This is a genomic window from Psychroserpens sp. SPM9 (assembly GCF_025153525.1).
Lineage (GTDB): Bacteria > Bacteroidota > Bacteroidia > Flavobacteriales > Flavobacteriaceae > Psychroserpens.
In genome coordinates this window covers 179,011-191,495 of the sequence record NZ_JANZNR010000002.1, presented here as the reverse complement: position 1 = coordinate 191,495, position 12,485 = coordinate 179,011, and the positions used below count along the sequence as shown (strand labels likewise).

The window sequence follows — 12,485 nt, the reverse complement described above, 5'->3', positions numbered from 1 at the left end:
AAGTTTACCTATTTTTGTCTTCATTATTTTAGCTTAAAATCAAATGTTTCAACTAGGTAAAACCATAGTTTCAGAAGATATTATAGAAAAGGATTTTGTATGTAATTTATCGGCATGCAAAGGTGCTTGTTGTATTGATGGCGACGCAGGCGCTCCGCTTGATGCAGATGAAGTTGAAAAACTCAAGACCATCTACCCTAAAGTAAAACCATTTTTACGCCAAGAAGGTATTGATGCCATTGAAAAACAAGGAACCCACATTACTACAGATTTTGGTGATTTTGAGACACCTTTAATCAACGGAGCCGATTGTGCCTATGTGATTTTTGATGATAAAAAAACAGCACTTTGCGGTATCGAAGAGGCTTACAATCAAGGTGAAATTTCCTGGAAAAAGCCAGTATCTTGCCATTTGTATCCGATTCGTATTAAAGAATACTCCGAATTTTCTGCTGTTAATTACGACAAATGGGAAATTTGCGATGATGCCTGTGCTTTAGGTAAAGAATTACAAGTGCCCGTTTATAAATTTGTAAAAGAAGCCTTAATTAGAAAATTTGGTGAAAATTGGTATTTGGAGCTCGAAAAGGTTGCTCAGAATTACCGTTGAAAATTGACATCCAATTACACAGGATTTTAAACCATATATACATTTTGGCTTTTGAGTTTATTATTGGATTCGTAAATTGAAGATTTACAATAAATTAATCTATAAATTTTCAGAACTCATGCGATCACATTCTATAACACATTTTACTATTCTAATCACTTTTTTCATCTTTTTTCAAAGTGCTTTTTCTCAAAAAGCCTCTAAAATTGAACTGCCTTCAAGCTACGATTTTGATTATATCTACAAACTCAAAATGACGCATAAAAAAGGCGATATGACTTTTGATTATTATTTAAAAAAAGGCGGGACCTATTTTGGTTTTGATTCTGCTGAAATGACCAAAACCAATGAAGATGCTAAGATGTTTATGGTGATGGATAACAAGCTTAATATCTCGGCCATGTTTATGGAGATGATGGGTAAGAAAGTTGTACAAAAAACAAAACTAAAAGCTTCCGATTTTAAAGGCGATACAGATGCTTCAGCGTATACCTTTAAAAAGATAGAGTCTAAAACCATAATGGGCTTCGATTGTGAAGGTTTTGTGAGTGAAAATGAAGACGTGAAAATCACTTTTTATATTACAAATGAAGTGCCAGTTAGTTTTAATCAGGTTTTTGGGGCTAATGCCAAAAAAATGCCGAAAGGGTTTAATCCTGAATGGATGAAAAAGTATGCAGACAACGGACTCATGATGGAAATGATTTATGTAGATAAAAAGAAATCAAAAAACAGTATGACAATGCAATGTGTGGGCTTAGAGAAAACAACCTTTTCAATTGAAGCTTCAAAATATGGCTCAATGATGTCTGCTTTTGGAGGCTAATTAAGCAGTTTTTAACACCGAAGAACGTGTTGGAATATCGACAATAACTCGTGTTCCAATGGGTTGCTGATTAGCATCGTATAAATCTTCAATGGTAATACTATAGTCATTGGTATACCCTTTAGAGAAATTCGCTAATCGTGCCTTGGTTATGGCAATTCCAACAGATTTGCGTTTAAGCAATTTGTCCTGATTGATTTTTTCTGCTTCTTTCCTGCCAATCCCATTGTCGGTAATAGAAATAGTTACAAAATCTTCCTGAGTTCTATAGACGTACAATACAATTTTCTTGTCGTCTTTCTTTGATGAGAGTCCGTGCCATAAAGCATTTTCAAGGAAGGGCTGTAAGACTAATGATGGTACTTTGATACTTGCCGTATTAATGGTATCATCTACTTCAATTTCAAAGTTTATTTCATTTGAAAATCTAATGTTTTCAATGTTCATATAGAGTTTCATGGTGTCGAGTTCGTCTTCTAAAGAGTTTTCTTTTTCCGAAGAAGCTACCAGAATTTTCCGAATAAGTTTGGAGAATTTGTTGAGGTAATACACCGCATTTTCCTTTTCATTATTAATGATATACAACTTGATTGAATTTAAAGAATTGAAGATAAAATGCGGATTCATTTGACTGCGCAACATATCCTGTTCTAGAGTTAAGATTTGTTTTTCCTGACTCAGTTGACGGTTGCGATATAACCCAACTAACACACCAACAATGATGGCAAGCGCCAGCATAGAGTACCAAAATATTTTTTTGTTGCGTTCAAGCTTCGATTTTACAATCTGATTTTCACTGGCAAGCGCTTTAATTTCATTGTTTTTTGCTTCATTCTCATACTGAATAATCACATCATTAACATAGCGTAAATTACGATCGTTATTGATGGTTTTTTCAACTTCAACCGATTCTTTATAATGTGCTAAAGCCGATTGATAGTCGTTGGTTGTATTGTATAAATCTGAAAGGTGTTTATCGGCTTCAACGATTGATAAGTTGAGATTGTATTGTTTAGCGACCTTTAATCCGTTTTTAAGATTTCGTTCCGCAGTAGAAAGGTTTCCCATTTCCTTTTGAACCCAACCTAAATTAATATAAGAGGCAGCGATATAAAATTGATCGTTAATCGTAAGCGCTTTATTTAAGGCTTTTTCTATAATCACTTTAGCGTCAATATATTTTCGCTGTTTTATATAGACTTGTCCAATACTGTTATAGCAAATAACACGACCTAAATTAGAATTAATTTGCTCGTTAAACTCTAAAGATAGTTTGTAATTACGAAGTGCATTTTCGAGTTCGCCTTGAGCTTCGTAAGCATAGCCAATATTTTGATAATTTATGGCCAGCCCTAAACGGTTTCCGGCTTTTTTTTCAATCGCTATTGATTTTTCAAATTGTTTTAAGGCGAGTTCGTACTGGTCTAAAATGAGATAAATATTCCCGATGCTATTTTGCGAAACGGCAATATTATAAGAGATAGTTTCCGAAGGGTTTTTAACAGAACGTGCAATATCTAAGGCTTTGGTGTGAAAGTCTAATGCGGGTTTTACTAAATCCATTCGGCGATAAGCCACACCAATATTATTAAGACTTACAATTTGTAACTCGATATTTTCAGCTTCATCAGCAATAGCTTTGGCAGTTTCATGTGTTTTGATTGAGGCTTCATACAGCGAAACATTTCGGTAAATTACACCCAATGCATTAAGCGCATAGCTTTCTCCTTCTAAATAATTGCGGCTTTTAGAGTCTTTTATTAAAGCCTTCATCTTGAGACTGTCTCGAGCATGTGTTTTAATCAGCGAGTCAATCGAAGCATAGTGTACTGGCTTTAGTGATAGTAAGGTAGTAACGTCGCTATCAAATGTTGAGTTGGTATGGTCTTGTGCGTTTATTAAGCTTGAATGCATCAAACAAAACAAAAGCATAGTCAATACAACATTGGTATTATAAGGGATTTTATGTAAACTAGGGTATTTCAATCTATAGTTTTTCTAAAAAATCAGATTTGCGCTGTCGGGCTACCGGAATTTTATGATTGGATTCCATAATGACATAACCTTCACTTTTAATGAACTCTTTAATTTTATTCAAGTTAATAATAAATGAGTTATGAATTCTAAAAAAATAATGCTCGGGTAAAATAGCATCCACTTCTTTTAATTTTTTAGTGATGACAATGTTTTGTTGTTTGCTGGTAACGATGGTGCTGTAGTTGCCATCAGATTCAACAAATAAAATATCATCAATATCTAAAAATATAAGTTTTCCGTCAGTATTTATAGTGATCTTCTTTTTGTCGAACCGTTCGTTAAAACTCATTAAAACCTCTTCTATTTTGGAAGCGTTTATAACTCTGGAATTGTATTTTTTTATTTTTTGAATGGTGTCTTGTAAGTCGTCAGAATCTATAGGTTTTAATAGGTAATCTATGGCCTCGTGCTTTAAGGCCTTTATCGCATATTCGTCATAAGCGGTTGTAATAACAACAGGGAAATCTTTGTTGGTGAGCTTTTCTAAAAACTGAAATCCGTCCATCGTTGGCATCTGGATGTCTAAAAACAAACAGTCAGGCGTATGTTTATTTAAATACTGAATAGCTTCTTCCGGACTAGAAAACGTTTTTATAATTTCTATGTCGTTGCTGAAGTTGGTAAGCTCCCAGGATAACCCTTGAATAGCCTTTGGCTCGTCGTCTACTATTACTGCTTTAATCATAATATCAAATATAGAATATAATGTAATAGGTTGTCTGTAATATGTATAGTTAGCACGATTTACTGTGTAATGTGTTTTAAAGTATGTATTCGTAATGGGCTCTTACCAAGTATACACTTTTTGCAACCATCTATACAAATTGAAACATTTTGACAAAGATATTTTATCATATTTGAACTGAAATTAAGATGACCAATCAAAAAAATAGAGTGATCGTGGGGATTCACTTTTTGATTAAATGCTATTAATCATTAAAAAGTCAGGGTCAAACCTGACTTTTTTAATCTTAATTTCAATTAACATGACTTTATTAGTAAATAGTTTTAGTTAGTTTAGTTAATTATTAGGGATAAAAAGAGAGCAAATTTTGCTCTCTTTTTTTATGGAATTATTAGCGTATTTTTAACATGGTGAACTTACAGTAAACATCACTTGCCAAGGCATATTTAACAGGATTATACTTACGTTTTTGATTTTCGAACATTAATTGTAAAATACTGAATATCAATACATTAAAAATATTTTTAACAAATCTTTAATTTTTTTATAAAATCCACATTGTTAAAAACTTGTTGAAAAGGTTTCGTAAAAAATACCGAAATATCTCATACATTTTTGAATCTTTGTTAGTCCCAAATCACACTAAATTTTTCAGCTAATTTTTAAATAAAAAAAACCAATTAATATGTCTCAAGTTGTAGAACCAATTTTGCAAGAAAATAAAGATCGATTCGTGATTTTTCCTATTCAACACCATGATTTATGGGAATGGTATAAAAAATCAGAAGCTAGTATGTGGACGGCAGAAGAAATTGATTTACACCAAGACATTACCGATTGGACAGGAAAACTTACCGATGATGAACGTTACTTTATCAAGCATGTATTAGCGTTTTTTGCGGCTAGTGATGGTATTGTAAACGAAAATTTAGCTGAAAATTTCGTGAATGAAGTTCAATATAGTGAAGCCAAATTTTTCTATGGATTCCAAATCATGATGGAAAACATTCACAGTGAAACCTACTCTTTGTTAATTGACACCTATGTAAAAGACGAGAAAGAAAAAGCCATGCTTTTTAATGCTATTGAAACTTTTCCTGCGATTAAAAAGAAAGCAGATTGGGCATTAAAATGGATCGAATCTCCAAGTTTCGCCGAGCGTTTAATCGCTTTCGCTGCTGTAGAAGGTATTTTCTTTTCTGGATCATTTTGTTCTATATTTTGGTTGAAAAAACGTGGTTTAATGCCAGGTTTGACATTTTCTAATGAACTGATTTCCCGTGATGAAGGAATGCACTGTGACTTCGCCGTACACCTACACGAAAATCACTTGATAAACAAAGTGCCAAAAGAACGTATCAAAGAAATTATTGTTGACGCCTTAAATATTGAAAGAGAATTTATTACCGAATCTCTTCCTGTAAGTTTAATAGGAATGAATGCCAAACTCATGTCTCAATATTTGGAGTTTGTAACTGATGGTTTGCTTGCTGATTTAGGCTGTGAAAAAGTTTACAATACAGCAAATCCTTTCGATTTCATGGACATGATTTCTTTACAAGGTAAAACAAACTTCTTCGAAAAACGTGTGTCAGAATACCAAAAAGCTGGCGTTCTTAACAAAGAGGAAGAAGAAAATAAATACGATTTCGGTTCAGATAATTTCGATTTCTAGAACCCGTAAGTAAAGACAGAAGTATTTTAACTGGTTAGCAATTTTCGAAGAATACGTAACAACCAGTTTTAATTTCAGTATATAAACCTAATAATTAATCCATTGTTAATCAGTTTCCTGCTGATTAATGATAACTAACTAATCCTTTTTCTGAATGGTAGCTTCAGAAAACTAAAAAATGTGTAACGTATGTATGTAGTAAAAAGAGACGGAAGAAAAGAGCCGATAATGTTCGACAAAATTACGGCCAGAGTTCGTAAATTATGTTATGGACTCAATGAACTTGTAGATCCAATTAAAGTGGCTATGCGAGTAATCGATGGTTTATACGATGGTGTAACCACTAGCGAATTAGATAATCTGGCAGCCGAACAAGCTGCAACAATGACCACAGCTCATCCAGATTATGCACGATTGGCTGCGCGAATTTCTGTATCTAACTTACATAAAAATACCAAAAAGACCTTTAGTGAGGTCATGACCGATTTATATACCTATGTCAATCCGAGAACAGGAAAAAAAGCACCTTTGCTAAGTGATGAAGTCTATAAAGTTATTACCGATAATAAGGATACACTGGATTCGGCTATCATTTATAACCGTGATTTTGGTTACGATTATTTCGGATTTAAAACCTTAGAACGTTCTTACCTTTTAAAATTAAATGGTAAAATTGCCGAACGTCCGCAACACATGTTAATGCGAGTTTCTATCGGGATTCACCTTAACGATTTAGACGCTGCTCTGGAAACCTATGAGTTGATGTCTAAAAAATACTTTACACACGCTACACCTACCTTATTTAACTCAGGAACGCCAAAACCACAAATGTCATCTTGTTTCTTATTAACGATGAAAGATGATAGTATTGATGGTATTTACGATACACTAAAACAAACGGCTAAAATTTCGCAATCTGCAGGCGGAATAGGCTTGTCTATTCATAATATTCGTGCTACAGGAAGTTACATTGCAGGAACCAACGGAACAAGTAACGGGATTGTACCAATGCTTAAAGTGTTTAACGATACAGCACGTTATGTAGATCAAGGTGGCGGAAAGCGTAAAGGAAGCTTCGCCATGTACATCGAACCTTGGCATGCAGATATTATGAGCTTCTTAGATTTAAAGAAAAATCATGGTGCCGAAGAATTACGTGCTCGTGATTTATTCTATGCGATGTGGATGCCAGATTTATTTATGAAACGTGTACAGGAAGATGGTGAGTGGACCTTAATGTGTCCTAATGAATGCCCTGGATTATGCGATGTGCATAGTGAAGAATTTGAAGCATTGTATACCAAATATGAAACCGAAGGTAAAGGTCGTAAATCGATTAGAGCTCGTGAACTTTGGGAGAAAATATTAGAATCTCAAATTGAAACGGGAACACCTTACATGTTATATAAAGACGCGGCAAACCGTAAGTCGAATCAGAAAAATTTAGGAACCATCCGTTCTTCAAATTTATGTACAGAAATCATGGAGTACACGTCTAAAGACGAAGTTGCTGTGTGTAATCTGGCATCGATAGCCTTACCAATGTTTGTTAAAAATGGTGAGTTTGATCACAAAGAGTTATTTAGAATCACCAAACGTGTGACGAAGAACTTAAACCGAGTAATCGATAGAAATTACTATCCTGTAAAAGAAGCCGAAAACTCTAATTTTCGTCACAGACCAGTTGGTTTAGGGGTTCAAGGCTTAGCCGATACGTTTATTAAATTACGTTTGCCTTTTACAAGTGACGAAGCAAAAAAATTAAACCAGGATATTTTTGAAACGCTATACTTTGCAGCAGTTACCGCTAGTATGGAAGAAGCAAAAGCCGATGGACCTTACCAAACCTATGAAGGATCTCCAATTAGTAAAGGTGAATTCCAATACAACCTTTGGGGTATTAAAGATGAGGAGTTAAGCGGACTCTGGGATTGGGCGAAGTTACGTAAGCAGGTCTTAAAAAATGGTGTGCGTAATTCATTATTAGTAGCACCAATGCCAACAGCTTCAACCTCTCAAATCTTAGGAAATAACGAATGTTTCGAACCGTATACGTCTAATATTTATACACGTCGTGTATTATCTGGAGAGTTTATTGTTGTAAATAAGCACTTATTAGAAGACTTAGTCGAATTAGGACTTTGGAATGAAGGTTTGAAAAATGAAATCATGAGAGCCAATGGATCGATACAAAATGTTGATGTGATTCCTCAAGATATTAAAGAGCTTTACAAAACGGTTTGGGAATTGAGCATGAAAGATATCATCGATATGTCTCGTCATAGAGGCTACTTTATCGATCAGTCACAATCGCTTAACTTGTTTATGGAAGGTGCGACCATGGCAAAATTAACCTCTATGCATTTTTATGCATGGAAGAGCGGTTTAAAAACCGGAATGTACTATTTACGTACCAAGAGTGCTGTTGATGCTAAAAAAGTGACCATTACCAGATCTGAAAAAGCAGAACCAGTAGCCGAAGCACCTCAACAAGTTGACGAGGTAGCTCAAAAACAACAAAAAGCAGCAGAAACAGCTGCTAAATTTGCTAAGAAAACAGCAGATAAAGTAGAGGTAGAACCAATGAGTGCAGATGAAATGAAAGCCTTAATTGCTCAAGCTAAACAAGCCGAAGGTGATGATTGCTTAATGTGTGGTTCTTAATAATTAAGTGTTATGTATAAAAGCATCCCGTTATCATATGATAATGGGATGCTTTTTTTTGTTTAAAAGTCAACGGTTAATCCTTCAATTTATCGGTTCCTAAATACTTACCGTCTTTATTGTAATACCAGGCTCGGTTTTTAGGCATTTTAATACCATTTATAATGGCGGTTTCAGTTAGTAAAATATATTCACCACTATCAGATTGTAGTTCGCCTTTGTCGTTAGTTTTAAAAAACTGGTAGACTTCCATCGCATAGGTTTTAGGATCAAAATAGAAAAACCAAACATCACTGCCTACGCTTTTTTCATAAGATACTTTGAGTACTACATAGGTTTTACCTTTAAATGTTTTACGTTCTACCTTATCATGAATTATAGTGCCTTCATCTTTTAATTTCATGGGCAATCCATAGAGATAGGTATAATAATTCTTATACATTTGAGCGCGTTCACAGCTTAAGTTTTTTGCTTTTAACTGGGCTTCAGTAAGGTTGGTTTTACCATTTAATTTAATCGTACAATCTGCATTTTTAACCATATATTCAGTTGTTGTGGTATCGCGTTTGGCACTCACATAAAAATAATCTTCAGGTAAATTAATATCGATTTTACTGTCACGATTGGAATTGTTAGGCGTTTCCATCGTGATATGAAGTGTCCCATTAAAAGTGGACCAGTTTCCGTTAGGATCATGATACTTAATGGCCTTATCAAGGAGTAGGTTTCCTGTTAATTCTTGAGCTGTTAGCAATTGCACACTCAATAAAAGAATAACAATACACGTCATATATTTCATAGTGAAAGGATTTTAATACCCTAAAATAAACTATTTGAAATTAATGTTAGAATACTATATTTGAAATCTACTAACCAAATTTTGACTATGAACCGAATAGAATATACAGTAACACCAGATGTTTTAGCGAGTAAAGGGATTCGTTTTGCCAACTTTATTATCGATTATATTATGCAAGTTATAATTGGAGCAGCCATTGGTTTTGCGATTGGAATATTATCAGATATGACAGGTAATTATACGGTATCAGATGCTATCTTATATTCTGAAAGTACCTTGGTTGATTTTCTATTCGGATATATTGTTCTGCTCATTTATTATACCACTATCGAAACGCTAACAGGCCGTTCAATAGGAAAGTTTGTAACCAATACAAAAGTGGTCATTTACGACGGTTCCAAGCCAAGTTTTCATGAGATTTTGGTGCGTTCGTTATGCCGTATGATTCCTTTTGAAGCGTTTTCATTTTTAGGTGAAGATGGAAAAGGTTGGCATGATTCGATTTCAAAAACCTTTGTGGTTGACATCAAAAAGTTTGAAGAGAAAAAGGTAGCTTTTGAAGAGTTAGATGAAATTGGTCGTATAGGTAATAATTAGCCTAAAACTAAAAAACCCATCTTAACAACTATGTATTAGGATGGGTTTTTTAATAAAGAGTGTTTATCAACTACTCACTTTCATTGTCAAGATTTGGATCTTCTTCAGCGTCATTAGTCTTAATAGTTGCAGGAGTGACAGTGCCATCATGCGCATTGTAGTATTCGTCTAAAAGATTCATTGTGGCATTTAATAAGTCTTTAGTTTCTAACAACAAACTAAAATATAATGTAGTGTTTTTAGGACTTGATTCTTCAGTGCGAGTGCGTTCGACTTGCTTTTGAATTTTCTCCTTCACCAAATTATAAACTTGAGCCTTTTCATCTAAAATTACACCAATCTTTTCAAAAGATCTAGAGTCAAAAGCTGTTTTAGTGTCATTTAACAAGAGCTCCATTTTATCATCGACTTCTTTTAACTCCTTAATTTGTGAGAATTTTAATTTTTTATGATTGTTATTAATATGCTTATGACTCACTTTAGAAATATATTCTAAAGATTGGGTCATATCTTGTAGATACCCAAGGATATTAATATAAAAATTACTGGCGCCAACACTAGATTCATCCAGGTTTTTTATAAAATAAAATATGTTGTCGCGTAATTCGTCTATTTCACTTGAAAGCTTAACGACTTGTTTCTTATTCTTTTTCAGAAGCGCTAAGTCTTGTCTAGCCAAACCTTTAATGGCATTAGTGTAAATTTTATTTCCACGTTTTACAACGTTAGCAATGTTTGTAGCACTTTCTTGTATCACACCTTGTACAGAACTGCTTTCAGCTTTTGTTAAGCTGTCTTCAGCTTTAGCTTCTTTATTCTTTTTGCTGTGTACTAGATAACTTCGAAGTAAAAGTGCAAAAGCAGCTACAAGCAATAAAGGAAACATTATTGGGAGATTTAGCTTTAACAGATAAGCAACGATTGCTGCTGCAGTAAATGCACTAAAGGCAGTAAAGAACCAGCCGCCAATAACATTAATCACTCCTGCAACTCTATATACAGCGCTTTCGGCACCCCAAGCTCTATCAGCTAACGAGGTTCCCATAGCGACCATAAAGGTTACATAAGTAGTTGATAAAGGAATTCCTATAGAAGTCGCTAATGAAATTAACATCGCTGCAACCATTAAATTCACAGCAGCTCTTACCATATCAAATGCAGGTAATTCGTGAGATTTGTTTCTAGCAAGAGAAATCACAGGAACTTCAAATTGCTTTTCAATTTTTGCTTGCCAAGATTCTGGTAAAATATAGCTGGTCATTTGTGACATCGCCATAGCAACTCTAACAAATCCACGGGATAAAAAATTAGGTTGAAAACGTTCTTTGGTTTCACTTTGACTTGATAAATCTAATGAGGTTTTAACTACAGACTTTGCTTTGCTTGAAAACCATAAGGTGACAACCATAATTAATCCAGCAAAAACTAGTAGAAACGTAGGGGTAGTTACTTTTTTTGCAAGGCTATTCATAGGAAACTGATCTGCTGATAATCCAGCTGTATTAATCAATGGATCCGAAAAATCTACAAATGATTGCCATGCAGCAATTGGAACACCAATGAAGTTTACCAAATCATTCCCAGCAAAAGCGAGTGCCAAAGCAAAGGTTCCTACAATAATAATAAGTTTATAGATGTTCTTTTTTAAGGCTGTTACAAAAACATAAGATAAAAGCGACCAAACCACTAAACTTACACCAATAATTGGAAGTACATTAACTTCTAAAAAACCTCTTAATGTTAATCCTACAGTTCCTTTATCGGTATTAATTTTAAGAGCATCTTTATAATCTTTATGTGAGGTTAATTCTTTAATACTATCAAAAGCAGTTCCGAAGTAATTATTTGCCCAATCTAAAATTCCATCAGCAGATCCACTATACAGAACATCAACAATAGATTTAGCGTAGTTTGTGCCTTTAATTCCTTTGATAAAAATAAAGTAAGTTAATGCAGTTAATGCAATACCTCCAAATAAAGCACCAACCCATTTGGCTTTTTGTTCGAAATTATACGATAGCAACAATCGGGTCAACCATTGTACAAAGGCACCCACAGAAAATGCTATCACAACGGACAGCAGTATTCCTATAATAATCTTCGTGGCGGTATCTGTATTAATATAGTTAAGCACATCAGAAAAAACACCACTTCCACTATCACTATAAATTTTAATAAATGACATGGCTACCGCAGCACCTAGTAGCTCAAAAACAATAGATACTGTTGTTGAGGTAGGCATTCCTAAGGTGTTAAAAAAGTCTAACAGAAGAATGTCTGTTATCATCACGGCCATAAAGATGATCATGATTTCATCAAACATAAATTCGCCAGGGTTAAAAATTCCTTTTCGGGCAACTTCCATTAATCCGCTTGAAAAAATAGCACCTACAGCTACCCCAAGACTCGCAACAATCATAATGGTTTTAAAAGAAATGGCTTTGGACCCAATGGCTGAGTTTAAAAAGTTTACCGCATCATTGCTAACGCCTACTACCAAATCAGCTATTGCTAAAATGGCCAAAGCAATGATCATATATAAATAAATATTATCCATAGTTTAGTTTAAATAAGTTTGCAAATATCTATAGT

The 12,485-nt window shown here is 34.2% G+C and carries 9 protein-coding genes; 5 read left to right on the top strand and 4 right to left on the bottom strand.

Going from position 1 to position 12,485, the window contains the following annotated elements:
* Positions 1 to 43 precede the first annotated feature (43 nt).
* Together N4270_RS04680 and N4270_RS04675 are read left to right on the top strand one after the other, a co-directional pair.
* Positions 44 to 610 (top strand): DUF3109 family protein, encoded by a 567-nt coding sequence (locus N4270_RS04680; protein ID WP_260095776.1) that lies wholly within the window; start codon positions 44 to 46, stop codon positions 608 to 610.
* A 118-nt stretch (positions 611 to 728) separates the two neighbouring features.
* A complete protein-coding gene (locus N4270_RS04675) occupies positions 729 to 1,436 on the top strand; it encodes a DUF4412 domain-containing protein (protein ID WP_260095775.1) in 708 nt (235 codons plus the stop codon).
* On the opposite strand, the gene N4270_RS04670 is transcribed toward N4270_RS04675, so the two are convergent.
* Both N4270_RS04670 and N4270_RS04665 read right to left on the bottom strand, forming a co-directional pair.
* Entirely contained in the window at positions 1,437 to 3,422 is a 1,986-nt protein-coding gene (locus tag N4270_RS04670) for a tetratricopeptide repeat protein (RefSeq protein ID WP_260095774.1), read from the bottom strand.
* A 1-nt stretch (position 3,423) separates the two neighbouring features.
* Positions 3,424 to 4,158 (bottom strand): LytTR family DNA-binding domain-containing protein, encoded by a 735-nt coding sequence (locus N4270_RS04665; protein WP_260095773.1) that lies wholly within the window; start codon positions 4,156 to 4,158, stop codon positions 3,424 to 3,426.
* Positions 4,159 to 4,843: 685 nt separating this feature from the next.
* On the opposite strand from N4270_RS04665, the gene N4270_RS04660 reads away from it, so the two are divergent.
* Positions 4,844 to 5,833, top strand: coding sequence for a ribonucleotide-diphosphate reductase subunit beta (locus N4270_RS04660; protein WP_260095772.1), 990 nt, complete (start codon positions 4,844 to 4,846; stop codon positions 5,831 to 5,833).
* Between the two features lie 189 nt (positions 5,834 to 6,022).
* Positions 6,023 to 8,497: a ribonucleoside-diphosphate reductase subunit alpha gene (locus N4270_RS04655; RefSeq protein ID WP_260095771.1), complete on the top strand. Its 2,475-nt coding sequence runs from the start codon at positions 6,023 to 6,025 to the stop codon at positions 8,495 to 8,497.
* Between the two features lie 76 nt (positions 8,498 to 8,573).
* Here N4270_RS04655 and N4270_RS04650 read toward each other — a convergent pair whose 3' ends face one another.
* Positions 8,574 to 9,296 (bottom strand): DUF6503 family protein, encoded by a 723-nt coding sequence (locus N4270_RS04650; protein WP_260095770.1) that lies wholly within the window; start codon positions 9,294 to 9,296, stop codon positions 8,574 to 8,576.
* 87 nt (positions 9,297 to 9,383) lie between these two features.
* On the opposite strand from N4270_RS04650, the gene N4270_RS04645 reads away from it, so the two are divergent.
* Complete coding sequence (locus N4270_RS04645; protein ID WP_260095769.1) at positions 9,384 to 9,893, top strand: RDD family protein; 510 nt, start codon at positions 9,384 to 9,386, stop codon at positions 9,891 to 9,893.
* Between the two features lie 70 nt (positions 9,894 to 9,963).
* Here the strand turns inward: N4270_RS04645 and N4270_RS04640 are convergent, their stop codons facing one another.
* On the bottom strand, positions 9,964 to 12,450 hold the full coding sequence (locus N4270_RS04640; RefSeq protein ID WP_260095768.1) for an inorganic phosphate transporter: 2,487 nt from the start codon (positions 12,448 to 12,450) through the stop codon (positions 9,964 to 9,966).
* Positions 12,451 to 12,485: the final 35 nt, after the last annotated feature.

Excerpts from the sequence above, each read along its gene's own strand:
- N4270_RS04655 (WP_260095771.1), top strand. The coding sequence starts at position 6,023 with ATGTATGTAGTAAAAAGAGACGGAAGAAAAGAGCCGATAATGTTCGAC.
- N4270_RS04645 (WP_260095769.1), top strand. The coding sequence starts at position 9,384 with ATGAACCGAATAGAATATACAGTAACACCAGATGTTTTAGCGAGTAAA.
- N4270_RS04650 (WP_260095770.1), bottom strand. The coding sequence starts at position 9,296 with ATGAAATATATGACGTGTATTGTTATTCTTTTATTGAGTGTGCAATTG.
- N4270_RS04675 (WP_260095775.1), top strand. The coding sequence starts at position 729 with ATGCGATCACATTCTATAACACATTTTACTATTCTAATCACTTTTTTC.
- N4270_RS04640 (WP_260095768.1), bottom strand. The coding sequence starts at position 12,450 with ATGGATAATATTTATTTATATATGATCATTGCTTTGGCCATTTTAGCA.
- N4270_RS04680 (WP_260095776.1), top strand. The coding sequence starts at position 44 with ATGTTTCAACTAGGTAAAACCATAGTTTCAGAAGATATTATAGAAAAG.
- N4270_RS04660 (WP_260095772.1), top strand. The coding sequence starts at position 4,844 with ATGTCTCAAGTTGTAGAACCAATTTTGCAAGAAAATAAAGATCGATTC.
- N4270_RS04665 (WP_260095773.1), bottom strand. The coding sequence starts at position 4,158 with ATGATTAAAGCAGTAATAGTAGACGACGAGCCAAAGGCTATTCAAGGG.